This is a genomic window from Bradyrhizobium sp. 482_C4_N1_8, from assembly GCF_052075965.1.
In the GTDB taxonomy this organism is placed as follows: domain Bacteria; phylum Pseudomonadota; class Alphaproteobacteria; order Rhizobiales; family Xanthobacteraceae; genus Bradyrhizobium; species Bradyrhizobium barranii.
Window position 1 is genome coordinate 3759160 of sequence record NZ_CP197231.1, and the last position, 24976, is coordinate 3784135.

Here is a 24976-nt window from a genome sequence, read left to right on the forward strand (position 1 = left end):
ACCTCGGTGCGCGGGCCGCAGCTTTATGCTGATTGGCCTGAAACTGCGGTCCTCTGTGGCGTCGTAACGCTTTCCGCTCGGTGATGGAGCGGTTGGCGCAATTTCGCTTTGTGCGGATTGTTCCGTGCGAGGCGACCTCGTCGGGCGGGTGGCCCGAAAAGAATTGCGGTTCCGGCAACGGGCCGCGCCAAGACAGCGGACCCGGAAGGGGCCGCGGCAGAACAAAGGGTAAGGCCAGGATGCCGACGATCAACCAGCTGATCGCTCAACCGCGTGAAGTGCAGAAGTCGCGCAAGAAGGTGCCGGCGCTGCAGCAGTCGCCGCAGAAGCGTGGTGTTTGCACCCGCGTCTACACCACGACCCCGAAGAAGCCGAACTCGGCGCTTCGTAAGGTCGCCAAGGTGCGCCTGACCAACGGCTTCGAGGTGATCGGCTACATCCCGGGTGAAGGCCATAACCTTCAGGAGCACTCGGTGGTCATGATCCGCGGCGGCCGCGTCAAGGACTTGCCCGGCGTGCGCTACCACATCCTCCGCGGCGTTCTGGATACCCAGGGCGTCAAGAACCGTAAGCAGCGTCGTTCGAAGTACGGCGCGAAGCGTCCGAAGTAAGCGGGAACCAGCTCAATGTCTCGTCGCCACTCAGCGGAAAAGCGCGAAGTTCTTCCCGATCCGAAGTTCGGGAACATCATCGTCACGAAGTTCATGAACTCGGTGATGTACGCCGGCAAGAAGTCGGTCGCCGAAGGCATCGTCTACGGTGCGTTCGGTATCATCGAAGCCAAGACCAAGCAGAGCCCCCTCGGCGTGTTCGAGCAGGCACTCGAGAACGTCATGCCGACGATCGAAGTGCGCTCCCGCCGCGTCGGCGGCGCGACCTACCAGGTGCCGGTCGAAGTTCGTTCGGTGCGCCGTCAGGCGCTGGGCATCCGCTGGCTGATCTCGGCCGCGCGCGATCGCAACGAGAAGACGATGACCGAGCGGCTCTCGGCTGAGCTGCTCGACGCCTCGAACAACCGCGGCAACGCCGTCAAGAAGCGCGAAGACGTGCACCGGATGGCGGAAGCCAACCGCGCCTTCTCGCACTATCGCTGGTAACGGCGAAACACGGAATCTAAGGATCAACCCATGCCTCGCGTTCATGCCATAGAGAACTACCGCAATTTCGGTATCATGGCGCATATCGATGCCGGCAAGACCACGACCACCGAGCGCATCCTCTATTACACCGGCAAGAGCCACAAGATCGGCGAAGTGCACGAAGGTGCCGCGACGATGGATTGGATGGAGCAGGAGCAGGAGCGTGGCATCACGATCACCTCGGCTGCCACCACCGCATTCTGGGCCGGCAAGCGCCTGAACATCATCGACACCCCCGGCCACGTCGACTTCACCATTGAAGTCGAGCGTTCGCTGCGTGTGCTCGACGGCGCCGTCTGCGTGCTCGACTCGAACCAGGGCGTCGAGCCCCAGACCGAGACCGTCTGGCGCCAGGGTGACAAGTACAAGGTTCCGCGCATCGTCTTCGCCAACAAGATGGACAAGACGGGTGCCGACTTCTTCAAGTGCCTGGCCGACATCGTTGACCGCCTCGGCGCCAAGCCGATCGCGATCCAGCTTCCGATCGGTGCCGAGAACAACTTCAAGGGTCTCGTCGACCTCGTGAAGATGCAGGGCATCATCTGGAACGATGAATCGCTCGGCGCGAAGTTCGACTATGTCGACATCCCGGAAGATATGGTCGAGCAGGCCAAGGAATACCGCGAGAAGATGGTGGAAGCCGCCGTCGAGCTCGACGATGACGCATTGGCCGCCTTCCTCGACGGCAACGAACCGGATGAAGCGACGCTGAAGCGGCTGATCCGCAAGGCGGTGCTGACCGGCGCGTTCTATCCCGTGCTGTGCGGCTCGGCCTTCAAGAACAAGGGCGTGCAGCCGCTGCTCGACGCCGTCGTCGACTATCTGCCGTCGCCGATCGACGTCCCCGCGATCAAGGGCACCGACGACCGCGGCAACGAGGTCGTGCGCAAGGCCGACGACAAGGAGCCGCTCGCGCTGCTCGCGTTCAAGATCATGGACGACCCGTTCGTCGGCACCATCACCTTCTGCCGCATCTACTCCGGCGTCCTGCAGAGCGGCACCGGTGTCGTGAACTCGACGCGCGAGAAGAAGGAGCGCATCGGGCGCATGCTGCTGATGCATGCGAACAACCGCGAGGACATCAAGGAAGCCTATGCCGGCGACATCGTCGCGCTGGCCGGCCTGAAGGAAGCGCGCACCGGTGACACGCTGTGCGATCCCGACAAGCAGGTGATCCTGGAGAAGATGGAATTCCCCGAGCCGGTCATCGAGATCGCGATCGAGCCGAAGTCCAAGGCCGACCAGGAAAAGCTGGGCGTGGCGCTGGCGAAGCTCGCCGCGGAGGATCCGTCCTTCCGCGTGTCGACCGACCAGGAGTCCGGCCAGACCATCCTCAAGGGCATGGGCGAACTCCATCTCGACATCAAGGTCGACATCCTCAGGCGTACCTACAAGGTCGACGCCAACATCGGCGCGCCGCAGGTTGCGTTCCGTGAGCGCGTCACCAAGAAGGCCGAGGTCAAGTACACCCACAAGAAGCAGACCGGCGGTACCGGTCAGTTCGCGGAAGTGTCGATCGTGGTCGAGCCGAACGAGCCCGGCAAGGGCTACGAGTTCGAGTCCAAGATCGTCGGCGGTGCGGTTCCGAAGGAATACATCCCCGGCGTCGAAAAGGGCCTCAACAGCGTGATGAGCTCTGGTGTCGTCGCGGGCTTCCCCGTGGTCGACGTCAAGGTTCAGCTCGTCGACGGCAAGTACCACGACGTCGACTCGTCGGCGCTCGCCTTCGAAATCGCATCGCGCGCGGCATTCCGCGAAGCGCTGCAGAAGGGCAAGTCCGTCCTGCTCGAGCCGATCATGAAGGTCGAAGTGGTGACCCCGGAAGACTACACCGGCTCGGTCATCGGCGACCTGAATTCCCGGCGCGGTCAGATCCAGGGTCAGGACATGCGCGGCAACGCCAACGTCATCAACGCGATGGTGCCGCTCATGAACATGTTCGGGTACGTGAACAACCTGCGCTCGATGAGCCAGGGTCGCGCGACCTTCACCATGCAGTTCGACCACTACGCAGAAGCGCCGGCCAATGTGTCGGCAGAAGTCCAGAAGAAGTTTGCCTGATTGTCGTCGGTCTCGAACTGACGATTGAACGGAGAGTCAAATGGCCAAAGCAAAGTTTGAACGTAACAAACCGCACTGCAACATCGGCACCATCGGTCACGTCGACCATGGCAAGACGTCGTTGACGGCTGCGATCACCAAGATCCTCGCCGAGACCGGCGGTGCGACGTTCACGGCGTACGACCAGATCGACAAGGCGCCGGAAGAGAAGGCGCGCGGCATCACGATCTCGACGGCGCACGTCGAGTACGAGACCAAGAACCGCCACTACGCCCACGTCGACTGCCCCGGCCACGCCGACTACGTGAAGAACATGATCACCGGCGCCGCCCAGATGGATGGTGCGATCCTGGTCGTGTCGGCCGCTGACGGCCCGATGCCGCAGACCCGCGAGCACATCCTGCTCGCCCGCCAGGTCGGCGTGCCCGCGCTCGTCGTGTTCCTCAACAAGTGCGACATGGTCGACGATCCGGAACTCCTCGAGCTCGTCGAGCTCGAAGTCCGCGAACTGCTCTCCAAGTACGACTTCCCGGGCGACAAGATCCCGATCATCAAGGGTTCGGCGCTCGCCGCTCTCGAAGATTCCGACAAGAAGCTCGGCCATGACGCCATCCTCGAGCTGATGAAGAACGTCGACGAGTACATTCCGCAGCCGGAGCGTCCGGTCGACCAGCCCTTCTTGATGCCGGTTGAAGACGTGTTCTCGATCTCGGGCCGCGGCACCGTCGTGACCGGCCGTGTCGAGCGCGGCATCGTCAAGGTCGGCGAGGAAATCGAGATCGTCGGTCTGCGCGCCACGCAGAAGACCACGGTCACGGGCGTCGAAATGTTCCGCAAGCTGCTCGATCAGGGCCAGGCGGGCGACAACATCGGTGCGCTGCTCCGTGGCACCAAGCGCGAGGACGTCGAGCGCGGCCAGGTGCTGTGCAAGCCGGGTTCGGTCAAGCCGCACACCAAGTTCAAGGCTGAGGCCTACATCCTCACCAAGGAAGAGGGCGGTCGCCACACCCCGTTCTTCACCAACTACCGTCCGCAGTTCTACTTCCGCACCACCGACGTGACCGGTGTCGTGCATCTGCCGGAAGGCACCGAGATGGTGATGCCGGGCGACAACATCGCGATGGAAGTGCACCTGATCGTGCCGATCGCGATGGAAGAGAAGCTCCGCTTCGCGATCCGCGAAGGTGGCCGCACCGTCGGCGCCGGCGTCGTCGCCTCGATCATCGAGTAATTACGAGAATAGGGATTGGCGCGTAGCGAGTGTGACATTCGCTATTCGCTATTCGCCACCCCCCACTAAAGAGAGACCACGGCAATGAACGGCCAAAACATTCGTATCCGTCTCAAGGCGTTCGACCATCGTATCCTCGATACGTCGACCCGCGAGATCGTGAACACGGCGAAGCGCACCGGCGCGCAGGTCCGCGGACCCATTCCGCTGCCCACCCGCATCGAGAAGTTCACCGTCAACCGTTCGCCGCACGTCGACAAGAAGAGCCGCGAGCAGTTCGAGATGCGCACTCACAAGCGCCTGCTCGACATCGTCGATCCGACCCCGCAGACCGTCGATGCTTTGATGAAGCTCGACCTGGCCGCCGGTGTCGACGTCGAGATCAAGCTCTAAGATTTTTGGATCACGTTCGCGACTAGCGGACAGAAAGAACAGGAAGCACGCCGATGCGCTCCGGAGTGATCGCACAAAAGGTCGGGATGACGCGGGTCTTTACAGAGGCCGGCGAACATATCCCCGTGACCGTGCTGAAGCTCGGCAATTGCCAGGTCGTAGGCCACCGCACTGAAGAGAAGAACGGTTACGTCGCGCTCCAGCTTGGTTCTGGCAGCCGCAAGACCGTGTACATGCCCAAGGCAGAGCGCGGCCAGTTCGCGGTCGCCAAGGTCGAGCCGAAGCGGCAGGTCGAGGAATTCCGCGTCTCCGCGGATGCCATGATCCCCGTGGGCGCCGAGATCCTTGCCGATCATTTCGTAGTCGGCCAGTTCGTCGACGTCACCGGCACCTCGGTCGGTAAGGGCTTCGCCGGCGGTATGAAGCGCTGGAACTTCGGCGGTCTGCGCGCCACCCACGGTGTGTCGGTCTCGCATCGTTCGATCGGTTCGACCGGTGGCCGTCAGGACCCCGGCAAGACCTGGAAGAACAAGAAGATGCCCGGCCACATGGGTGTCGACCGCATCACCACGCTCAACCTTCGAGTCGTTCAGCTCGATGTCGAGCGCGGCCTGATCCTCGTCGAAGGCGCCGTTCCCGGCTCCAAGGGCGGCTGGATCCGCGTGCGCGACGCTGTCAAGAAGCCGCTGCCGAAGGATGCTCCGAAGCCCGGCAAGTTCAAGGTTGCTGGCGAAGCGGACGCTGCTCCGGCTGCGCAGGAGGCGTGAGATGGAATTGAAGGTCACGACCCTCGAAGGTAAGGAAGCCGGCTCGGTCCAGCTTTCCGACGCCATTTTCGGCCTCGAGCCGCGCCAGGACATCATTGCGCGTTGCGTGCAGTGGCAGCTCAACAAGCGTCAGGCCGGCACTCACAAGGCCAAGGGCCGCGCCGAGATCTGGCGCACCGGCAAGAAGATGTACAAGCAGAAGGGCACCGGCGGTGCTCGTCACGGCTCGGCCCGCGTGCCGCAGTTCCGCGGCGGTGGCCGTGCCTTCGGTCCGGTGGTGCGTTCGCACGCCACCGATCTGCCGAAGAAGGTCCGCGCGCTTGCCCTCAAGCATGCGCTGTCGGCGAAGGCCAAGGACGGCGATCTGCTGGTGATCGACAAGGCCGCGCTGGAAGCCGCCAAGACCAAGGCGCTGCTCGGCCACTTCTCGGGCCTCGGCTTGACCAACGCGCTGATCATCGACGGCGCCGAGCTCAACAACGGCTTTGCCGCTGCGGCCCGCAACATCCCGAACATGGACGTGCTGCCGATCCAGGGCATCAACGTCTATGACATCCTGCGCCGTCAGAAGCTCGTTCTGACCAAGGCCGCCATCGATGCGCTGGAGGCGCGCTTCAAATGACGAAGAACATCGAGCCTCGCCACTACGACGTGATCTTGTCGCCGGTCGTGACCGAAAAGGCGACGATCGCCTCGGAGCACAACAAGGTCCTGTTCAAGGTGGCCGCGAAGGCGACCAAGCCGCAGATCAAGGAAGCGATCGAGAAGCTGTTCGACGTCAAGGTCAAGAGCGTCAACACGCTGGTCCGCAAGGGCAAGACCAAGATCTTCCGCGGCAATCTCGGCTCGCAGTCGAACAGCAAGCGCGCGATCGTGACCCTCGAAGAGGGCCACCGGATCGACGTGACCACCGGTCTGTAAGGTCGTACGACGATGGCACTGAAAAAATTCAATCCCACGACGCCGGGCCAGCGCCAGCTGGTCATGGTCGATCGTTCGGCCCTCTACAAGGGCAAGCCGGTCAAGGCGCTCACCGAAGGCAAGCACTCCTCGGGCGGTCGCAACAACACCGGTCGCATCACCGTGCGCTTCCGCGGCGGCGGTCACAAGCAGACGCTGCGCATCGTCGACTTCAAGCGCGACAAGGTCGATGCGCCCGCGACGGTCGAGCGGCTGGAATACGATCCGAACCGCACCGCGTTCATCGCGCTGGTCAAGTACGAAGACGGCACCCAGGCCTATATCCTGGCGCCGCAGCGCCTTGCCGTCGGTGATTCCGTGGTTGCCGGCAACTATGTCGACGTGAAGCCGGGCAACGTCATGCCGCTCGGCAACATGCCGGTCGGCACGATCATCCACAACATCGAGGTCAAGATCGGGAAGGGCGGCCAGCTCGCTCGTTCCGCCGGCACCTACGCCCAGCTCGTCGGCCGCGACCACGACTACGTGATCATCCGCCTGAACTCGGGCGAGCAGCGCCTGGTGCACGGCCGTTGCCGCGGCACGATCGGCGCGGTGTCGAACCCGGATCACATGAACACCTCGATCGGCAAGGCCGGCCGCAACCGTTGGCTGGGCCGCAAGCCGCATAACCGCGGTGTCTCGATGAACCCGATCGACCATCCGCACGGCGGTGGTGAAGGTCGTACCTCGGGCGGTCGCCACCCGGTCACCCCGTGGGGCAAGCCGACCAAGGGCAAGAAGACCCGCAGCAACAAGTCGACCAACAAATTCATTCTCCTAAGCCGCCACAAGCGGAAGAAGTAAGGAACGCCGGACATGGTTCGTTCAGTCTGGAAAGGCCCGTTCGTCGAGGGTTCTCTGCTCAAGAAGGCAGATGCCGCCCGCGCGTCCGGCCGTCACGACGTCATCAAGATCTGGAGCCGTCGCTCGACGATCCTGCCGCAGTTCGTCGGCCTGACCTTCGGTGTCTACAACGGTCAGAAGCACGTGCCGGTGGCCGTCAACGAGGAAATGGTCGGTCACAAGTTCGGCGAGTTCTCGCCGACCCGGACCTTCCATGGCCACTCCGGTGACAAGAAAGCCAAGAAGGCTTGAGGATTAAACGATGAGCAAACCTAAGCGCGAACGGAGCCTCGCCGAGAACGAGGCCAAGGCGGTCGCCCGGATGCTGCGGGTGAGCCCGCAGAAGCTCAACCTGGTCGCCCAGCTCATTCGCGGCCGGAAGGCAGCTGCTGCGCTCGCCGATCTGCAGTTCTCGCGCAAGCGGATCGCGGTCGACGTGAAGAAGTGCCTGGAATCGGCTATCGCAAACGCCGAGAACAACCACGACCTCGACGTCGACGATCTCGTCGTGGCGCAGGCCTTCGTCGGCAACGGCCTCGTGATGAAGCGCTTTGCCGCCCGCGGCCGCGGTCGTTCGGGCCGTGTCTACAAGCCATTTTCGCAGCTGACGATCATTGTTCGTCAGGTCGAAGCCGAAGCAGCAGCGGCTTAAGGGTCGCAGGAGAAAACGATGGGTCAAAAGATCAATCCAATCGGTCTGCGTCTCGGCATCAACCGGACCTGGGATTCCCGCTGGTTCGCCGGCAAGCAGGAATACGGCAAGCTGCTGCACGAGGACGTCAAGATCCGCGAGATCCTGCACAAGGAGCTCAAGCAGGCGGCCGTCGCCCGCATCGTGATCGAGCGTCCGCACAAGAAGTGCCGCGTCACCATCCACTCGGCTCGTCCGGGCGTGGTGATCGGCAAGAAGGGCGCCGACATCGACAAGCTTCGCAAGAAGGTCGCGGACATCACCTCGTCCGACGTCGTCATCAACATCGTCGAGATCCGCAAGCCGGAGCTCGATGCGACGCTGGTGGCCGAGTCGATCGCGCAGCAGCTCGAGCGCCGCGTGGCGTTCCGCCGTGCCATGAAGCGCGCCGTGCAGTCGGCGATGCGTCTCGGCGCGGAAGGCATCCGCATCAACTGCTCGGGTCGCCTGGGCGGCGCGGAAATCGCGCGCATGGAGTGGTACCGCGAAGGTCGCGTGCCGCTGCACACGCTGCGCGCCGACATCGACTACGGCGTTGCGACCGCGTTCACGACCTTCGGCACCTGCGGTGTCAAGGTCTGGATCTTCAAAGGCGAGATCCTCGAGCACGATCCGATGGCCCAGGACAAGAGAATGGCCGAAGGCGAGACCGGCGGCGGTGGTGATCGCGGTGGCCGTGGGCGCCGTGACAACGCTGCGGCCTGACGCCAGCACAGAGAATTTGAGGGCTTGAAGCCATGATGCAACCTAAGAAAACGAAGTTCCGGAAGGCGCATAAGGGCCGTATCCACGGCGTTGCGTCTTCGGGTGCGACGTTGGCCTTCGGCCAGTTCGGCCTGAAGGCGACCGAGCCGGAGCGCGTTACCGCGCGCCAGATCGAAGCCGCTCGCCGCGCGCTGACCCGCCACATGAAGCGCGCCGGCCGCGTCTGGATCCGCGTGTTCCCCGACGTTCCGGTGTCGAAGAAGCCGGCCGAAGTCCGCATGGGCTCCGGCAAGGGTGCTCCGGAACTGTGGGTCGCGCGCGTCAAGCCCGGCCGGGTGCTGTTCGAGATCGACGGCGTCAACACCCAGACGGCGCGTGAGGCGCTGACCCTGGCGGCCGCCAAGCTGCCGATCAAGACGCGCTTCGTCGAGCGCATTGCGGAGTAATGGCCATGGCCCAGATGAAGATCGAAGACATCCGTGCATTGAGCCCTGATCAGCAGGATGACGCCATCCTGAACCTGAAGAAGGAGCGCTTCAACCTGCGCTTCCAGCGCGCCACCGGGCAGCTCGAGAACACCTCGCGCCTGCGCGAGGCTCGCCGTGACATCGCCCGCATCAAGACCGTCGCCGCGCAGAAGCGCGCGAAAGAGAAGTAAGGGGCTTACGAATATGCCGAAACGTACTTTGCAAGGCGTGGTCGTCAGCGACAAGACTGCCAAGACCGTTGTGGTGCGCGTCGATCGCCGCTTCACGCACCCGATCTACAAGAAGACGATCCGCCGTTCGAAGAACTACCACGCGCACGACGAGGACAACCAGTTCAAGCCGGGCGACATGGTGTGGATCGAGGAAACCAAGCCGATTTCGAAGTTGAAGCGCTGGATCGTGATCCGGGGCGAACACAAGAAAAGCGCCTGATCTGTTGGCTTTAGCCGACTGACTTCAGGAAAATGTTGAGCGCCGGCTGGGCTGGCGCAAGAGAGAAGAGGACGAGGTGCATCAATGATTCAGATGCAGACCAACCTCGACGTGGCCGACAATTCTGGCGCACGCCGTGTCATGTGTATCAAGGTGCTCGGAGGCTCCAAGCGCCGCTACGCCACGATCGGCGACATCATCGTCGTCTCGATCAAGGAAGCGATTCCGCGTGGCAAGGTGAAGAAGGGCGACGTGATGAAGGCCGTCGTGGTGCGCGTCCGCAAGGACATCCGCCGCGCCGACGGTTCGGTCATCCGCTTCGACCGCAACGCCGCCGTTCTGATCAACAACCAGTCCGAGCCGGTCGGCACCCGTATCTTCGGGCCCGTGCCGCGCGAGCTGCGCGCGAAGAACCACATGAAGATCATCTCGCTCGCGCCGGAGGTGCTGTGATGGCTGCGAAGATCCGCAAGGGCGACAAGGTCGTCGTGCTGACCGGTCGCGACAAGGGTCGCACCGGCGAAGTATTCGAGGTTCGCCCGGACGCCGGCACGGCGCTGGTGCGCGGTATCAACATGGTCAAGCGTCATCAGAAGCAGACGCAGGCCCAGGAGGGCGGCATCATCTCGAAGGAGTCGCCGATCCAACTGTCCAACATCGCGTTCGTCGGCAAGGATGGAAAGCCGACCCGCGTCGGATTCAAGATTCTGGCGGACGGCAAGAAGGTCCGCATCGCCAAGAGCTCGGGAGCTGAGATCGATGGCTGAGGCCGCTTACACGCCGCGCCTGCGCGCGGAATATGACGCGAAGATCCGGACGGAAATGACCGAGAAGTTCGGTTATGAGAACGTCATGCAGGTTCCGCGTCTGGACAAGGTCGTGCTGAACATGGGCGTTGGCGACTCCGTCAACGACCGTAAGAAGGCCGAGAACGCCGCCGCTGAATTGACGCTGATCGCCGGCCAGAAGGCGATCGTGACCTATTCGCGTGTCGCGATCGCGACCTTCAAGCTGCGTGAGAACCAGCCGATCGGCTGCAAGGTCACGCTGCGCAAGGCCCGCATGTACGAGTTCATCGATCGCCTGGTGACGGTCGCGCTGCCGCGCGTCCGCGACTTCCGCGGCCTGAACCCGAAGAGCTTCGACGGCCGCGGCAACTACTCGCTCGGCCTCAAGGAACACATCATTTTCCCCGAGATCGACTTCGACAAGGTCACGGAAGCCCGCGGTATGGACATCACCGTCTGCACCACGGCCAAGACCGACGACGAGGCGAGGGCCTTGTTGACCGCTTTCAATTTCCCGTTCCGGCAGTGAGACGCTGACCTAAAGCCTCTCAAACGCGGATACCCAGGAGCCAAGCATGGCAAAGAAGAGTTCAGTCGAGAAGAACAACCGGCGCAAGCGGATGGCGAAGAACGCCGCCCCGAAGCGCGAGCGGTTGAAGGCGATCATCGCCGACAAGACGCTGCCGATGGAGGAGCGGTTCGCCGCCACCCTGAAGCTTGCGGAAATGCCGCGGAACTCGTCGGCGACCCGCATCCGTCTGCGTTGCGAGCTGTCGGGCCGTTCGCGCTCGAACTACCGCAAGACCAAACTGTCTCGCATCGCGATGCGCGACCTTGGCTCCAAGGGCATGGTCCCGGGCCTCGTGAAGTCGAGCTGGTAAGGAGGGTCGTTTAAATGTCTACGCACGATCCAATCAGCGATCTGATCACCCGTATCCGCAACGCGCAGATGCGTTCGAAGTCCAAGGTCTCCACGCCTGGCTCGAAGATGCGCGAGAACGTGCTCGAGGTCCTCAAGACCGAAGGCTACATCCGCGGTTACGCCACGCTCGAGCATTCCTCGGGCCGCAGCGAGATCGAGATCGAGCTGAAGTATTTCGACGGCGAGCCCGTCATCCGCGAGATCGAACGAGTCTCCAAGCCCGGGCGTCGTGTTTACGCCTCGGTGAAGGCTCTGCCGCGGGTCAACAACGGGCTCGGCATTTCGGTGTTGTCGACGCCGAAGGGGATCATGGCCGACCACAGCGCGCGCGAAGCGAATGTGGGCGGCGAAGTTCTCTTCACGGTGTTCTGAGAAGGATTGTTGATCCATGTCACGTGTTGGCAAAAGGCCTGTGGCGGTTCCGTCGGGTGTGACCGCGACCGTCGACGGGCAGACCGTCAAGATGAAGGGGCCCAAGGGCCAGCTTCAGTTCGTCGTCCATAACGACGTCGAGGTGAAGCTCGAGAACGGCCAGGTCAAGGTGAACCCGCGGGTCGAGACCAACCGCGCGCGGGCGCTGTACGGTACCGCTCGCGCCCAGGTCGCGAATCTGGTCGAAGGCGTCACCAAGGGCTTCGAGAAGAAGCTCGAAATCACCGGCGTCGGTTACCGCGCCGCGATGCAGGGCAAGAACCTGCAGCTCGCGCTCGGTTACAGCCACGACGTGGTCTACGCGATCCCGGAAGGGATCACGATCACCGTGCCGAAGCCGACTGAGATCACGGTGACCGGCAGCGACATCCAGCGTGTCGGCCAGGTCGCCGCCGAGATTCGCTCCTATCGTCCGCCGGAGCCCTACAAGGGCAAGGGCGTGAAGTATGTTGGCGAATTCATCTTCCGCAAGGAAGGCAAGAAGAAGTAACGGAGCCGGTCATGTCCAAAGCCAAGGTTACCAATGCCCGGCGCAAGCGGAGTGTGCGGCTTAAGCTGCGCCGCTCTGGTGGCGGTCGTCCGCGTCTGTCGGTGTTTCGCTCGTCCAAGCACATCTACGCCCAGGTCATCGACGACCTGAAGGGCGAGACGCTGGCCTCTGCCTCGTCGCTCGAGAAGTCGATGCGCGACGGCGGCAAGACCGGCGCCGACATCGATGCGGCGAAGGCGGTCGGCAAGCTGCTGGCCGAGCGCGCCGCCGAGAAGGGCGTCAAGGAAGTCGTGTTCGATCGCGGCAGCTACCTCTACCACGGGCGCGTCAAGGCACTGGCCGACGCTGCGCGTGAGAGCGGGCTGAGCTTCTAACAGAATTTGAGGATTGAGGCGCAAGCCTCTGAAGGATTGGAAAAATGGCAGAACGCGAACAACGTGGTGGACGCGATCAACGCGGCGGCGGCGGACGTGAACGCCGGGAGGAGCGCGACAGCGAGTTCGTCGACAAGCTCGTCCACATCAATCGCGTGGCAAAGGTCGTCAAGGGCGGCAAGCGCTTCGGTTTCGCAGCGCTGGTCGTGATCGGCGACCAGAAGGGCCGCGCCGGCTTCGGTCACGGCAAGGCGCGCGAAGTGCCTGAGGCGATCCGCAAGGCGACTGAATCCGCCAAGCGCAACCTGACCCGCGTGTCGCTGCGCGAGGGCCGTACGCTGCATCACGACATTGCCGGCCGTCATGGCGCGGGCCGTGTCTACCTGCGTGCTGCTCCGGCCGGTACCGGCATCATCGCCGGCGGCCCGATGCGCGCCGTGTTCGAGACGCTCGGCGTCCAGGACGTGGTCGCGAAGTCGATCGGCTCGTCGAACCCCTACAACATGGTTCGCGCAACCTTCGACGCGCTGAAGCATCAGGATTCGCCGCGTTCGGTCGCAGCCCGCCGCAATATCAAGGTGTCCACCCTCCAGTCCCGCCGTATCGGTGGTGACGCCGAGGCGGCTGCCGACTAACGGAAGCTTTTCGGAGTAGACTCCCATGGCCAAGGCAGCAAAGACGATCAAGCTCGAGCAGACCGGCAGCGCGATCCGCCGCCATCACTCGCAGCGTTCGACGCTGATCGGACTCAAGCTCAACAAGATCGGCCGCACCAGCGAACTGCCGGACACCCCGGCGGTTCGTGGCATGATCGAGAAGGTTCACCATCTCGTTCGCATCGTCGACGAGAAGTAAGCAAAGGCGCAGGATCCCGAAAAGCGGGCACCCGTTTTCGGTGAAGATCATGCGCAAGAAACAAGGAGCAGGGCGATGAAGCTCAGCGATATCGCCGACAACGCCGGCTCGCGCAAGAAGCGTATGCGCGTCGGCCGTGGCATTGGTTCGGGCAAAGGCAAGCAGTCCGGCCGCGGTGGCAAGGGCCAGACCGCGCGTTCGGGCGTGCGCATCAAGGGTTTCGAAGGCGGCCAGATGCCGATGCATCGCCGTCTGCCGAAGCGCGGCTTCAACAACATCTTCCGCGTCGAGTTCGCCGAGATCAATCTCGACCGGCTCCAGGAAGCGGTCGATGCCAAGAAGATCGACGCCGGCAGCGTCGTGAACGTCGAGGCCCTGGTGAAGGGCGGCGTGCTGCGCCGCGCCAAGGCCGGCGTGCGGCTGCTCGGCCGCGGCGAGCTCAAGTCCAAGCTCAACATCGAAGTGCACGGCGCCACGAAGACCGCGATCGCCGCGGTCGAGAAGGCCGGCGGTTCGGTGAAGATCCTCGCCCCTGCCAAGGAAGAAGGCGAGGCGGCGTAACAACTGCGTCATTGGCCCGCGGCTCGCGGGCCTTTACGCGTGTGGGACGTGGACTTATCGAAGCCGAGCCCCAGATAATGTCCGGCGTCCGCTAGAGTAGCCCGGCCGCGGGCATGACGGCGCAATAGGCGGCGGGAGAAAGTCCAAGATGGCCTCTGCAGCGGAACAACTGGCAGCCAATCTCAATTTCGGTGCGTTTGCCAAGGCTGACGAACTGAAGAAGCGCATCTGGTTCACCCTGGGTGCGCTGCTCGTTTATCGGCTCGGGACCTACATCCCGCTTCCCGGCATCGATCCCAACATCTGGGAACAGGTGTTCCGCTCCCAGGCGGGCGGCATCCTCGGCATGTTCAACATGTTCGCCGGCGGCGGTATCCACCGCATGGCGATCTTCGCGCTGAACATCATGCCGTATATCTCGGCCTCGATCATCATCCAGCTCCTCACCACCGTCTCGCCGCAGCTCGAGGCGCTGAAGAAGGAAGGTGAGTCCGGCCGCAAGCTGCTGAATCAGTACACCCGGTATCTCACGGTGATCCTGGCCGCGTTCCAGTCCTATGGCATCGCGGTGGGCCTCGAAGGCGCCGGCAACGTCGTCAGCGATCCCGGCATGTTCTTCCGCCTGTCCACGGCGATCACGCTGACCGGTGGCACCATGTTCCTGATGTGGCTGGGTGAGCAGATCACCTCGCGCGGCATCGGCAACGGCATCTCGCTGATCATTCTCGCCGGCATCGTCGCCGAGCTGCCCGCGGCGCTCGCCAACATGCTCGAGCTCGGCCGTCAGGGCGCGATGTCGACCGGCCTCATCCTGGTCGTCATCATCATGGCGGTCGCCGTGATCGCCTTCATTGTGTTCATGGAGCGCGCCCAGCGCCGGCTGCTGATCCAGTATCCGAAGCGCCAGGTCGGCAACAAGATGTTCGAGGGCCAGTCCTCGCATCTGCCGCTCAAGCTCAACACCTCGGGCGTGATCCCGCCGATCTTCGCGTCCTCGCTGCTGCTGCTGCCGACCACGGTTGCCAACTTCAACGCCGGCAGCGGGCCGGAATGGTTCCAGTGGATCACGACCCAGCTCGGCCACGGCCGTCCGCTGTTCCTGATCATGTATCTCGCGCTGATCGTGTTCTTCGCGTTCTTCTACACCGCGATCGTGTTCAACCCGACCGAGACCGCGGACAATCTGAAGAAGCATGGCGGCTTCATTCCGGGCATCCGTCCGGGCGAGCGCACCGCGGAATATATCGACTACGTGCTGTCGCGCATCACCGTGCTCGGCGCGATTTATCTGGCGATCGTCTGCTTGATCCCGGAAATCCTGATCTCCTACGCCTCGGTGCCGTTCTACTTCGGCGGCACTTCGCTGCTGATCGTCGTCAGCGTCACCATGGACACGGTGGCGCAGGTGCAGGGCTATCTGCTGGCGCATCAGTATGAGGGCCTGATCCGGAAGTCGAAGCTGCGCGGCCGCCGCCGCTAAGCGCGGGGTTCTCCGAAGGCGGCGCGACAGCGCCGCCGATTCGCCGCGCGAGCAACGCGCGGCGCCCGCCGAGGCGACCAGTCAGCCATTCCAAGACATCGGCAGAGCTGCTCTCCCTGCGACGCAATCACTGATTTCAAAGGCCTTCTTGGCGTCCTGGCATTTGCTCCCCTATGATATGGGTAGCGGTGCGACGCCGATTATGATTTGCACTGTCATTGGACTTCAAACACAGGTGCGCGACGTATCGCTCACCAATCCGGGGGGCGTACGCCGATGAGAATTATACTTCTGGGACCGCCGGGGTCGGGCAAGGGGACCCAGGCGCAACTGCTGGTGCAGCGCTATGGCATCGTCCAGCTCTCGACCGGAGAGATGCTGCGCGCGGCCGTTGCGGCGGGAACGCCGGTCGGGCTGAAGGCCAAGGAGATCATGGCCAGCGGCGGCCTCGTGCCCGACGAGATCGTGGTGGGAATCATCTCCGACCGCATCGACCAGCCGGACGCCAAGAACGGTTTCATCCTCGACGGCTTCCCGCGCACCGTGCCGCAGGCCGAGGCGCTGGATGAGCTGCTCAAGCACAAGCATCTCAAGCTCGACGCCGTGGTCGAGCTCCGCGTCAACGAGAGCGCACTCCTGAGCCGCGTCGAGACCCGCGTCGCCCAGATGCGAGAGCGTGGGGAGGAGGTTCGGGTCGACGACACCCCGGAGGTCCTGACCAAGCGGCTCGCCAGCTACCGCAGCCAGACGGAACCCCTGATTCACTACTATTCCGAGCGGCGGAAGCTCTCGACGATCGACGGCATGATGGCCATCGACGAGGTCACCCGCGCCATTCATCGCCAGCTTCTGGCGTTGGGGGCGGTCGAACCCAAGTCACATGGCAAGGCCCAAGCGCGCAGCGCGGCCAAGTCGACGGCCGCCAAGAAAGGTGCCAAGAAGGCCAAGGTAGCCAAAAAGCCGGCGAAAACGGCCAAAAAGGCTGCCAAATCCGCTAAAAAGGCCGCCAAGAAGGCGGCCGAGAAAACGGCCAAGAAAACGGTCAAAAAGGCAGCCAAAACGACCGCCAAGAAGGCTGTCAAAAAAGGTGCCAAAAAGGCCGCAAAAAAGGTCACGAAAAAGCGAGCTAAGCGCTAGCAGCGGTTGACGAAAGCCCCCTGAATCCCCTAATAAGCCCCGCATCCAAGTCGGATAGTTTCAAACGATGCCGGGCCCCAGGAAGACCAGGGGTGGGCGTCGTGTTCGCGTTTGTGAACACCTGCCCGAGAAACCAAGCACTTAAAGCCTGATTCCTGACGAGGGATCGGCAACAGGAGAGAAGGCCGTGGCCCGTATTGCCGGCGTGAACATTCCGACCAACAAGCGCGTGCTGATCGCGCTCCAGTACATCCATGGCATCGGCCAGAAGATCGCTGGTGAGATCCTGGAGAAGGTGAAGATCCCCGAGGATCGTCGCGTCAACCAGCTCAGCGATGCCGAAGTGCTCCAGATCCGCGAAGTGATCGACCGCGACTATCTCGTCGAGGGCGACCTGCGTCGTGAGGTCGGCATCAACATCAAGCGTCTGATGGACCTCGGCTGCTATCGCGGCCTGCGTCATCGTCGTGGCCTGCCGGTGCGCGGTCAGCGTACCCACACCAATGCGCGTACGCGCAAGGGTCCGGCCAAGGCCATCGCCGGCAAGAAGAAGTAAGTTTTCGAATCCAATCGCGGCGTGTGGCGAACAGGGGACATCCCGTTCGCCACGCGCCTTTCGTTCCACAGGTGTAGCCGCTGGCATTACGGCGGCGTTTGAGATCTTCAGGAAAGGTACTCTATGGGCAAGGAAGCCACCCGCGTTCGTCGTCGTGAGCGCAAGAACATCGCCTCCGGCGTCGCGCACGTGAACTCGTCGTTCAACAACACGACCATCACCATCACCGACGCGCAGGGCAACACGATTGCCTGGTCCTCCGCCGGCACGATGGGCTTCAAGGGTTCGCGCAAGTCGACGCCGTACGCCGCGCAGGTTGCCGCAGAGGACGTGTCGAAGAAGGCGCAAGAGCACGGCATGCGCACGCTCGAAGTCGAAGTCGCTGGTCCCGGTTCGGGCCGCGAGTCGGCGCTCCGTGCGCTCCAGGCCGCGGGCTTCACCGTCACCTCGATCCGCGACGTGACCACGATCCCGCACAACGGTTGCCGTCCCCGCAAGCGTCGGCGCGTTTGATACCAAGTTGCGGGCGCATTGGTCGCCCGCAATGACTTTTTGCAAAGCCGCGCGAATGATCCGCGGCCTTTCTCCAACGCCAGTGTCTGCACTAGCAGTTTGACTGGCCTGTATGGGTGAAACAGTGACGATCCAGAAAAATTGGCAAGAACTGATTCGGCCGAACAAGCTCCAGATCCAGCCCGGCAGCGATTCGACGCGTTTCGCGACCATCGTCGCCGAACCGCTCGAGCGCGGCTTCGGTCAGACGCTCGGCAACGCGCTGCGCCGTATCCTGCTCTCCTCGCTCCAGGGCGCGGCGGTGCAGTCGGTGCACATCGACGGCGTGCTGCACGAGTTCTCCTCGATCGCGGGCGTCCGTGAAGACGTCACCGACATCGTGCTCAACATCAAGGACATCTCGATCAAGATGCAGGGCGAGGGCCCCAAGCGCATGGTCGTGAAGAAGCAGGGCCCGGGCGTCGTCACCGCCGGCGACATCCAGACCGTGGGCGACGTGGTCGTGCTCAACCCGGACCTCCAGATCTGCACGCTCGACGAGGGCGCCGAGATCCGCATGGAGTTCACGGTCGCCACCGGCAAGGGCTACGTGCCCGCCGAGCGCAACCGTCCCGAGGACGCGCCGATCGGACTGATCCCGGTCGACAGCCTGTACTCGCCGGTCCGCAAGGTCTCCTACAAGGTCGAGAACACCCGTGAGGGCCAGATCCTCGACTACGACAAGCTGACCATGACGATCGAGACCAACGGCGCGCTGACGCCGGATGACTCGGTGGCTTATGCCGCCCGCATCCTGCAGGATCAGCTCAACGTGTTCGTCAACTTCGAAGAGCCGCGCAAGGAAGTCGCCCAGGAGATCATCCCGGACCTCGCCTTCAACCCGGCCTTCCTCAAGAAGGTGGACGAGCTCGAGCTGTCGGTGCGTTCGGCCAACTGCTTGAAGAACGACAACATCGTCTACATCGGCGACCTCGTGCAGAAGAGCGAAGCGGAAATGCTCCGCACCCCGAACTTCGGCCGCAAGTCGCTGAACGAGATCAAGGAAGTGCTGGCCCAGATGGGTCTGCATCTCGGCATGGAAGTGCCGGGCTGGCCGCCGGAGAACATCGACGAGCTCGCCAAGCGCTTCGAGGATCACTACTGAGCGCAGCATGATCCCGGAAAAGCGCGAAGCGGTTTTCCGATAAGGATCATGCTCAAACAAGAAAGCGAAAGCGCAATGCGCTTTCGCGGGCGAACGCAGGCAGCCCACCTGAGCAACATGTCCGACGAACCGTCGCGGCAGTTTCAAACTAAGGAATAGTTACATGCGTCACGGCAAGGTTCATCGGAAGCTCAACCGCACTGCCGAGCATCGCCGCGCGATGTTCGCCAATATGTGCGCCGCGCTGATCAAGCACGAGCAGATCGTCACCACGCTGCCCAAGGCCAAGGAGCTCCGTCCGATCGTCGAGAAGCTCGTCACGCTCGGCAAGAAGGGCGGCCTGTCCATGCGTCGCCAGGCCATCTCCGAGATGCGCGATAAGGATCAGGTCAAGAAGCTGTTCGACGTGCTGGCGCCCCGCTACAAGGACCGTCAGGGCGGCTACACCCGCATCATCAAGGCCGGCTTCCGCTACGGCGACAACGCCGCGATGGCCGTGATCGAGTTCGTCGACCGCGACGTCGATGCCAAGGGCCAGGACTCCGGTCCGGTGCAGGAGAAGGAAGCCGAGGCGGCGTAAGCCGGCCGGTACCTCAGTTTTCAGAAAGCGGCGCCCCTGGGCGCCGCTTTTTTGTATGGCGCGGCGATATCTCATGCCGCGCATCGTCTGGTGAACGCGATTCCGGCCGGGGGGCTGTCGATGAGGATTGTGCTTGGGATCGCGCTGGCGCTGTTGATGTCGCCGGCCTCCGGCGAGCCGCTGGTCGAACGCGGTGCCTATCTCGTCAACAGCGTGATGGTCTGCCACAACTGCCACACGCCGCGCGGGCCGCAGGGCCTCGATCTCTCGCGCGCGCTCGCGGGCAGCAGCCAGGTCTTCGATGAGCCTGCCTTCAAGGTCACCGGCTCCAACATCACGCCGGACAAGGACACCGGCATCGGCAACTGGAGCGATGCCGAGCTGAAGCGGTTTCTGGTCAGCGGTCACAGGCCGAACGGGACCAAGGTCGCGCCGATCATGCCGACCGCGTTCTACACGGTGCTTACGCCCCGGGATCTCGATGCGCTCGCCGCTTACCTGCGCTCAGTACCCGCAGTGCGCCACGAAACGCCGGCGCCGGAATACAGGATCGCGCTCAAGCCGGAAACGCCGACCTATGCCGGCAAGCAAGCGACCGAGGCCGATCTCTCCGACAAGCTCGCGCGCGGCCGCTATCTCCTGACGATCGCCCATTGCCTGGAGTGCCACACGCCGGAGGGCCCGTCCGCCGTGCATGACTTCGCGGGTGCGAGCGGCAAGGGTGGCCGGACGTTCAAGGGGCCGTGGGGCGAATCCATCTCCCCGAATATCACCGCGGATCCCGCGGCCGGCCTGGGCGGCTGGAGCGACGACGAAATCAAACGTGCGATTACGCAAGGCATCGCGCGCGACGGCCACAAGCTCAAGCCGCCGATGGCCTATGCTGCCTATGCCAGCATGACGGCCCAGGATCTCGATGCCATCGTCGCGTTTCTCAGGACGCTACCGCCGCGGCAATAGTGCCGCAGGGTGGGCAAAGGTGCGCTCTCAGCGCGCCGTGTCCACCATTTCGCTTTCAACTCGTGTCGAAAAGGTGGGCACGGTTCCGCCTTCGATCTTCGAGCTGCAGCGGAAAAGTCGCTTTGTGCCACCCTACGATTTCGCAGTTGTGGCGATTGAAGCGGCGTGCGCTGGACACGATATCCGCTTCAGCAACAATGGAGACGATTCATGAAGATCGACCTTTCCGGAAAGACCGCCCTCGTGACCGGCTCCACCGCCGGCATCGGCCACGCCATCGCAAAAGGTCTCGCTGCGTCCGGCGCGAGCGTGGTCATCAACGGTCGCGGCCAGGACAAGGTCGATGCCGCCGTGCGCAAGCTGGAAGGGGCGGGCCTTAAGGTCCGCGGCATCGCCGCCGACGTCTCGACCGCTTCGGGCTGCAAGGCGCTCGTCTCGGCGCTGCCGGAGGTCGACATCCTCATCAACAATGCCGGCATCTTCGAGCCGAAAGACTTCTTCGAGATCCCTGACGAGGACTGGAGCCGCTTCTTCGAGGTCAACGTGATGAGCGGCGTGCGGCTGTCGCGCGCCTACATGAAGGGCATGCTCACGCGCAACTGGGGCCGCATCGTCTTCATCTCATCGGAGTCCGGGCTCAACATTCCCGTCGAGATGATCCATTACGGCATGAGCAAGACGGCCCAGCTCTCGGTCGCCCGCGGCCTCGCGCAGCTCACCCGCGGCACCGGCGTCACCGTCAATTCCGTGCTGCCGGGTCCGACCATGTCGGAGGGCGTCGAGACCTTCGTGAAGGATCTCGCCAAGCAGAATGGCCAGTCGGTGGATGAGGCCGCGGCCAATTTCGTCAAGCAGCACCGCCCGAGCTCGCTGATCCAGCGCTTCGCCAGCGTCGACGAAATCGCCAACATGGTGGTCTATGTCGCGTCGAAGGAAGCGTCCGCGACCAACGGTGCGGCGCTGCGCGCGGAAGGTGGTATCGTTAACACGATCGCCTGAGACTGCGCGAAGGCGTGGCACCGCAAGCGTGGCACCGTAGGGTGGGCAAAGCGACTTGTCCGCCATAGCTCGAAGAGCGAAGGCGGAAGCGTGCCCACCACTTTTGTCACACCCGTTGCGAGATGGTGGGCACGGCGCGAGCGCGCCTTTGCCCACCCTACGCAGCTACGCCCCAACGTTGTGACTGCTACCACCCCTCGAGCACGATCTTGCCGCGCGACTTGCCGCTTTCGAGCAGCGCATGCGCGCGCTTGAGGTTGGCTGCGTTGATCGTGCCAAAGGTCTGGTCGAGCGTGGTGCGCAGCACGCCCTTGTCGATGAGGTCGGAGACGTCGTTGAGCAGATGATGCTGCGCGATCATGTCGGGCGTCTGGAAAGAGGAGCGCGTGAACATCGATTCCCAGTGTACCGAGATCGCCTTGCCCTTGAAGGTGCTCACGGTGAACTCCGGGGGATCGTCGATCAGGCCGAACCGACCCTGCGGCGCCATGAACTCGGCGATCGCCTTGTAGTGCTGGTCGGTGAAGGTAAGGCTCGCTACCAGCGCGACCGGCGGCAGCCTCAAGCTCTCGATCTGCTCCTTCATCGGCTTGCCGTGGTCGATCACCGCATGCGCGCCGAGATCGAGGCACCATTTTTGCGATTCCGGCCGCGTCGCCGTGGCGAGCACCGTGAGGCCCGTGAGGCGGCGCGCAAGCTGGATCAGGATCGAGCCGACGCCGCCGGCGCCGCCCGTGATCAGCAGCGTGCGCGGATCGACGCTCTTGCCCGGCACCGCGCCGAGCCGGTCGAACAGCAGTTCCCAGGCGGTGATGGAGGTGAGGGGAAGGGCTGCTCCTTGCGCGAACGACAGGCTCTTCGGCTTGTTGCCGACGATGCGCTCGTCGACCAGGTGGAATTCGGAATTGGTGCCCTGGCGCAGGATCGAGCCGGCGTAAAACACCTCGTCGCCCGGCTTGAACAGCGTGACGTCCGGACCCACGGCATCGACGATTCCGGCCGCGTCATAGCCAAGAATCTTCGTCTCGCCCTCGGGCGGGGCGGCACGCTTGCGTACCTTGTAATCGACCGGGTTCGCCGAGATGGCCTTCACGGCGACGCGGATATCGCGCCCCTTGGGCTCGGGCTTTGCGGTCTCGAAATCGATCAGCGCGTCCTGATCCTCGATCGGAAGCGATTTTTTGTAGCCGACGGCCTTCATGGCTTGTCTCCATCAAATGGCGCGTAGCTTGTGATCTGCGCCTGGCCCGCTAACTGTCCCGCTAGCCCCGATTTGGCAAGTACTGTAAATTCGGGGATATAGTCCCTGTTTGGATACTATTGGGAAAACACGCATGAAGCGGCGAGATTTTACCCGGCGTCCCGGCTGCTCGGTCGAGGCGACGCTGGACCTGATCGACGGCAAGTGGAAGGGCGTGATCCTCTACCACCTCCAGGACGACACCCAGCGCTTCGGCGAACTGCGCCGCCGGATGCCCGGCATCACCCAGCGCATGCTGACAAAGCAGCTTCGCGCGCTGGAGGAGGACAAGCTCGTCATCCGCAAGGTCTACGCCGAGGTGCCGCCGCGCGTGGAGTATTGCCTCTCCGAGCTTGGCGAGAGCCTGCGGCCGGTGATCGACATCCTGAAGGCCTGGGGCGAAAGCCATCAGCAACGGCTGTCATGCGCGCCGCCGCCCGAAGCGGAGCCGGTCAAGAAGCCGAAGCGCGCAGCGTAACTCTCCGGGAGCGGACCGTGCCGCTCCCGGAAGAGATTGCATCAGAACGCAAACTGCGTGCGCAACGCGACCGCATCGAACTTCGAGCCAGTGTCCGCCGCCGACACCGCCGAGGCCTGCTTCGACACCGTGCCATGCAGATAGTCGAGCATGAAGCGCACATTGCCGTTGACGTACCAGTTGAGCGCCAGCGTGTAGACGGTTTGCCGCCCGCCGGCGATGCCGGCGGCGGTCGCCAACTGATCGTTCAGATCCACGGTCGAGTAGCGACCGGCGATCTCCCAGGCACCCCAGCCGCCGCCGTTGATCGAGAACGGATTGTTCGGCTTGACGCCGCCATAGGCCGCGTTGCTCGGATTGTACTTGCGCGATTCACCGGTCAGGACATAGGCCGCCTGTGCGTAGCCCCCCTGGAATTTCAGGCTCGACGTACCGATGGGCGCCACCGCGGTGTTCGCACCGCGATCGATGTTGAACCAGTAGTATTCGCCTTGGACCCAGAGCGGTCCATAGGTGGCCGCGGCTTCCACGCCATAGACCTGCGCGCCCGACACATTTGCAATCGCTCCGGTCGAGATCAGCGTCGTGGGATCGATGCGCAGCTCGGGACGATCGCTGAGCGTGAGCGTTTGCGTGTTCGCGAGCAGATTGCGCGGCGGCTGGATCAGCCATTCCGCGTCGGCGCCGAGATGCACCGAGTAGTCGTTGCCGCTCACGACCTGACCCGCAACGCGGGCGGTCGCGCCGTATTGCTCGCTGGTCCCGGGAGGTGACACGCTCGAGGCCGAGTGAATGGCACCCGAGGTCGGGCCGGTCACGTAAGCGCCGGCCCAGAACACGTCATTGTACCAGCGGGCACCGGCGGCGGAACGGAAGTCGCCGGCGGCGATATTTTGCGCGATGATGCCGACCGAGGCGCGTTCCATGAACGCAATGTCGTTGGAACTCGTGGATTCATCCAGGGTCCAGGCAAGGTCCATGATGCCGGCTTCGATTGCCATCTTGCCGCCGAACGGCTTCAGCCCCGTGTAGCTCACCCAAGCATTCTCGATGCCGGAGGTGCCTCCGCCCGGCAGGAAGCCGACAGGGGTCGCGCCGGCGGCGCCCGTGCCGCCAAATCCGTCGGACGAGCCCCCGAAATCGTAGATCAGCGCGAAATTCCAGTCTTCGAGGAATTTCCCGACGACACCGATGCGCGCGCGACGCACGTTTTCGCCGCTGTCCAGTTTTTGCGGCACAGTTGCCGCCGTGTTGGGACGATAGTCATAGCCGCCCATATCGTAGTGCACGCGACCGGTGATCGCGACGCAGTTCGCCCCGTCGGCGGTGCAGATGGTCGGCCGGTTGTTCGGCATCGTCACGACGGCGCCGGACGCGGGCGCCGGTCCCTTGAGCGGGATCGCCGCGCTGGCATTGGCCACGACCGCCTTCGCCTCCGAGCGCGCTTCGGCCTTGGCCTCCGCCTTTGCTTCGGCTTTGGCCTTCGCCGTGGCCGCCGTGTTGGCGGCGGTCTGGCTCTGGAGCTTGTCGAGCTTCTGCTCCAGCATCTTCAATTGCTGCTTCAGCAGAGCGATCTCCTGATCGCTGCTGCTTGCCGTTTGGGCCTGGGCCTGCGAGGCCGCCAGCGCACCGGCGAGACCAATCGCGGTGGCTGCAAGTCTTGTCCTGCTCACATCATGACTCCATCATTTGACGAACTTCCCCAAGTCGCAACGGGAGAGCCTAGGTATGATCGATGACTGCCCCGCGACGCT

At 63.4% G+C, this 24976-nt stretch carries 36 protein-coding genes; 34 read left to right on the forward strand and 2 right to left on the reverse strand.

Features of this window, described 5'->3' with window-relative positions:
* Positions 1 to 239: 239 nt before the first annotated feature.
* From rpsL to AB7Z56_RS17810, 33 genes are all read left to right on the forward strand, one after another.
* Entirely contained in the window at positions 240 to 611 is a 372-nt protein-coding gene (gene rpsL, locus AB7Z56_RS17650) for a 30S ribosomal protein S12 (RefSeq protein ID WP_007603006.1), read from the forward strand.
* 15 nt (positions 612 to 626) lie between these two features.
* Positions 627 to 1097, forward strand: a complete 471-nt coding sequence (gene rpsG / locus AB7Z56_RS17655; RefSeq protein ID WP_063982575.1) for a 30S ribosomal protein S7 — start codon at positions 627 to 629, stop codon at positions 1095 to 1097.
* A 30-nt stretch (positions 1098 to 1127) separates the two neighbouring features.
* On the forward strand, positions 1128 to 3200 hold the full coding sequence (fusA, locus tag AB7Z56_RS17660; protein WP_071912837.1) for an elongation factor G: 2073 nt from the start codon (positions 1128 to 1130) through the stop codon (positions 3198 to 3200).
* Positions 3201 to 3240: 40 nt separating this feature from the next.
* Positions 3241 to 4431 (forward strand): elongation factor Tu, encoded by a 1191-nt coding sequence (gene tuf / locus AB7Z56_RS17665; protein WP_063982577.1) that lies wholly within the window; start codon positions 3241 to 3243, stop codon positions 4429 to 4431.
* An 84-nt stretch (positions 4432 to 4515) separates the two neighbouring features.
* A complete protein-coding gene (gene rpsJ / locus AB7Z56_RS17670; RefSeq protein WP_002712302.1) occupies positions 4516 to 4824 on the forward strand; it encodes a 30S ribosomal protein S10 in 309 nt (102 codons plus the stop codon).
* A gap of 53 nt (positions 4825 to 4877) precedes the next feature.
* On the forward strand, positions 4878 to 5591 hold the full coding sequence (gene rplC / locus AB7Z56_RS17675; RefSeq protein ID WP_063982578.1) for a 50S ribosomal protein L3: 714 nt from the start codon (positions 4878 to 4880) through the stop codon (positions 5589 to 5591).
* 1 nt (position 5592) lies between these two features.
* Positions 5593 to 6213 carry a 50S ribosomal protein L4 gene (gene rplD, locus AB7Z56_RS17680; RefSeq protein ID WP_011088150.1) on the forward strand — a complete coding sequence of 207 codons (621 nt, stop codon included), beginning with the start codon at positions 5593 to 5595 and terminating at the stop codon, positions 6211 to 6213.
* Positions 6210 to 6512, forward strand: a complete 303-nt coding sequence (locus AB7Z56_RS17685) for a 50S ribosomal protein L23 (RefSeq protein WP_007603019.1) — start codon at positions 6210 to 6212, stop codon at positions 6510 to 6512. The genes rplD and AB7Z56_RS17685 overlap by 4 nt, the downstream gene beginning before the upstream one ends.
* 12 nt (positions 6513 to 6524) lie before the next feature.
* The gene (gene rplB, locus AB7Z56_RS17690) at positions 6525 to 7358 is read left to right on the forward strand and encodes a 50S ribosomal protein L2 (protein WP_028152985.1); all 834 of its coding nucleotides are present in this window, start codon (positions 6525 to 6527) and stop codon (positions 7356 to 7358) included.
* Positions 7359 to 7370: 12 nt separating this feature from the next.
* Positions 7371 to 7649, forward strand: coding sequence for a 30S ribosomal protein S19 (gene rpsS, locus AB7Z56_RS17695; protein WP_008136357.1), 279 nt, complete (start codon positions 7371 to 7373; stop codon positions 7647 to 7649).
* A 10-nt stretch (positions 7650 to 7659) separates the two neighbouring features.
* Complete coding sequence (gene rplV / locus AB7Z56_RS17700; protein WP_011088147.1) at positions 7660 to 8049, forward strand: 50S ribosomal protein L22; 390 nt, start codon at positions 7660 to 7662, stop codon at positions 8047 to 8049.
* 18 nt (positions 8050 to 8067) lie between these two features.
* Positions 8068 to 8793, forward strand: a complete 726-nt coding sequence (rpsC, locus tag AB7Z56_RS17705; RefSeq protein WP_063982580.1) for a 30S ribosomal protein S3 — start codon at positions 8068 to 8070, stop codon at positions 8791 to 8793.
* A gap of 32 nt (positions 8794 to 8825) precedes the next feature.
* Positions 8826 to 9239, forward strand: coding sequence for a 50S ribosomal protein L16 (gene rplP / locus AB7Z56_RS17710; protein ID WP_063982581.1), 414 nt, complete (start codon positions 8826 to 8828; stop codon positions 9237 to 9239).
* A 5-nt stretch (positions 9240 to 9244) separates the two neighbouring features.
* A complete protein-coding gene (gene rpmC / locus AB7Z56_RS17715) occupies positions 9245 to 9451 on the forward strand; it encodes a 50S ribosomal protein L29 (protein ID WP_063986292.1) in 207 nt (68 codons plus the stop codon).
* Positions 9452 to 9464: 13 nt separating this feature from the next.
* The gene (gene rpsQ, locus AB7Z56_RS17720) at positions 9465 to 9713 is read left to right on the forward strand and encodes a 30S ribosomal protein S17 (RefSeq protein WP_063982582.1); all 249 of its coding nucleotides are present in this window, start codon (positions 9465 to 9467) and stop codon (positions 9711 to 9713) included.
* 84 nt (positions 9714 to 9797) lie between these two features.
* Positions 9798 to 10166: a 50S ribosomal protein L14 gene (gene rplN / locus AB7Z56_RS17725; protein ID WP_007603030.1), complete on the forward strand. Its 369-nt coding sequence runs from the start codon at positions 9798 to 9800 to the stop codon at positions 10164 to 10166.
* Complete coding sequence (gene rplX / locus AB7Z56_RS17730) at positions 10166 to 10480, forward strand: 50S ribosomal protein L24 (RefSeq protein WP_063982583.1); 315 nt, start codon at positions 10166 to 10168, stop codon at positions 10478 to 10480. The genes rplN and rplX overlap by 1 nt, the downstream gene beginning before the upstream one ends.
* Positions 10473 to 11030, forward strand: a complete 558-nt coding sequence (gene rplE / locus AB7Z56_RS17735) for a 50S ribosomal protein L5 (protein WP_354124164.1) — start codon at positions 10473 to 10475, stop codon at positions 11028 to 11030. Before rplX ends, rplE begins: the two co-directional genes overlap by 8 nt.
* 46 nt (positions 11031 to 11076) lie before the next feature.
* On the forward strand, positions 11077 to 11382 hold the full coding sequence (rpsN, locus tag AB7Z56_RS17740) for a 30S ribosomal protein S14 (protein ID WP_063982585.1): 306 nt from the start codon (positions 11077 to 11079) through the stop codon (positions 11380 to 11382).
* A gap of 14 nt (positions 11383 to 11396) precedes the next feature.
* Complete coding sequence (gene rpsH / locus AB7Z56_RS17745) at positions 11397 to 11795, forward strand: 30S ribosomal protein S8 (protein WP_008136338.1); 399 nt, start codon at positions 11397 to 11399, stop codon at positions 11793 to 11795.
* A 16-nt stretch (positions 11796 to 11811) separates the two neighbouring features.
* Entirely contained in the window at positions 11812 to 12345 is a 534-nt protein-coding gene (gene rplF / locus AB7Z56_RS17750; RefSeq protein ID WP_063982587.1) for a 50S ribosomal protein L6, read from the forward strand.
* A gap of 11 nt (positions 12346 to 12356) precedes the next feature.
* Positions 12357 to 12719 (forward strand): 50S ribosomal protein L18, encoded by a 363-nt coding sequence (rplR, locus tag AB7Z56_RS17755; protein WP_007603036.1) that lies wholly within the window; start codon positions 12357 to 12359, stop codon positions 12717 to 12719.
* A gap of 44 nt (positions 12720 to 12763) precedes the next feature.
* On the forward strand, positions 12764 to 13354 hold the full coding sequence (rpsE, locus tag AB7Z56_RS17760) for a 30S ribosomal protein S5 (RefSeq protein WP_028152981.1): 591 nt from the start codon (positions 12764 to 12766) through the stop codon (positions 13352 to 13354).
* Between the two features lie 25 nt (positions 13355 to 13379).
* Positions 13380 to 13574, forward strand: coding sequence for a 50S ribosomal protein L30 (rpmD, locus tag AB7Z56_RS17765; protein WP_011088137.1), 195 nt, complete (start codon positions 13380 to 13382; stop codon positions 13572 to 13574).
* A gap of 75 nt (positions 13575 to 13649) precedes the next feature.
* Complete coding sequence (rplO, locus tag AB7Z56_RS17770) at positions 13650 to 14135, forward strand: 50S ribosomal protein L15 (protein ID WP_014494508.1); 486 nt, start codon at positions 13650 to 13652, stop codon at positions 14133 to 14135.
* A gap of 148 nt (positions 14136 to 14283) precedes the next feature.
* Positions 14284 to 15615 carry a preprotein translocase subunit SecY gene (secY, locus tag AB7Z56_RS17775; RefSeq protein ID WP_028152980.1) on the forward strand — a complete coding sequence of 444 codons (1332 nt, stop codon included), beginning with the start codon at positions 14284 to 14286 and terminating at the stop codon, positions 15613 to 15615.
* A 276-nt stretch (positions 15616 to 15891) separates the two neighbouring features.
* Positions 15892 to 16752 (forward strand): adenylate kinase, encoded by an 861-nt coding sequence (locus tag AB7Z56_RS17780; protein ID WP_354124165.1) that lies wholly within the window; start codon positions 15892 to 15894, stop codon positions 16750 to 16752.
* Positions 16753 to 16939: 187 nt separating this feature from the next.
* A complete protein-coding gene (gene rpsM, locus AB7Z56_RS17785; protein ID WP_014494511.1) occupies positions 16940 to 17308 on the forward strand; it encodes a 30S ribosomal protein S13 in 369 nt (122 codons plus the stop codon).
* A gap of 123 nt (positions 17309 to 17431) precedes the next feature.
* Complete coding sequence (gene rpsK, locus AB7Z56_RS17790; protein ID WP_007603045.1) at positions 17432 to 17821, forward strand: 30S ribosomal protein S11; 390 nt, start codon at positions 17432 to 17434, stop codon at positions 17819 to 17821.
* A 112-nt stretch (positions 17822 to 17933) separates the two neighbouring features.
* Positions 17934 to 18965 (forward strand): DNA-directed RNA polymerase subunit alpha, encoded by a 1032-nt coding sequence (locus AB7Z56_RS17795; RefSeq protein ID WP_038942308.1) that lies wholly within the window; start codon positions 17934 to 17936, stop codon positions 18963 to 18965.
* 163 nt (positions 18966 to 19128) lie between these two features.
* Complete coding sequence (gene rplQ, locus AB7Z56_RS17800; protein WP_014494513.1) at positions 19129 to 19545, forward strand: 50S ribosomal protein L17; 417 nt, start codon at positions 19129 to 19131, stop codon at positions 19543 to 19545.
* A 120-nt stretch (positions 19546 to 19665) separates the two neighbouring features.
* Positions 19666 to 20505 carry a c-type cytochrome gene (locus AB7Z56_RS17805; protein WP_354233832.1) on the forward strand — a complete coding sequence of 280 codons (840 nt, stop codon included), beginning with the start codon at positions 19666 to 19668 and terminating at the stop codon, positions 20503 to 20505.
* A 210-nt stretch (positions 20506 to 20715) separates the two neighbouring features.
* Complete coding sequence (locus AB7Z56_RS17810; protein ID WP_085405461.1) at positions 20716 to 21504, forward strand: SDR family NAD(P)-dependent oxidoreductase; 789 nt, start codon at positions 20716 to 20718, stop codon at positions 21502 to 21504.
* A gap of 187 nt (positions 21505 to 21691) precedes the next feature.
* Here the strand turns inward: AB7Z56_RS17810 and AB7Z56_RS17815 are convergent, their stop codons facing one another.
* A complete protein-coding gene (locus AB7Z56_RS17815; protein WP_354124167.1) occupies positions 21692 to 22705 on the reverse strand; it encodes a zinc-binding alcohol dehydrogenase family protein in 1014 nt (337 codons plus the stop codon).
* 133 nt (positions 22706 to 22838) lie between these two features.
* Between AB7Z56_RS17815 and AB7Z56_RS17820 the strand changes: the two genes are divergently transcribed.
* Positions 22839 to 23222 carry a winged helix-turn-helix transcriptional regulator gene (locus AB7Z56_RS17820; protein WP_085405463.1) on the forward strand — a complete coding sequence of 128 codons (384 nt, stop codon included), beginning with the start codon at positions 22839 to 22841 and terminating at the stop codon, positions 23220 to 23222.
* A gap of 41 nt (positions 23223 to 23263) precedes the next feature.
* Here AB7Z56_RS17820 and AB7Z56_RS17825 read toward each other — a convergent pair whose 3' ends face one another.
* Positions 23264 to 24895 carry an OprO/OprP family phosphate-selective porin gene (locus AB7Z56_RS17825; RefSeq protein ID WP_085405464.1) on the reverse strand — a complete coding sequence of 544 codons (1632 nt, stop codon included), beginning with the start codon at positions 24893 to 24895 and terminating at the stop codon, positions 23264 to 23266.
* Between the last annotated feature and the right edge of the window lie 81 nt (positions 24896 to 24976).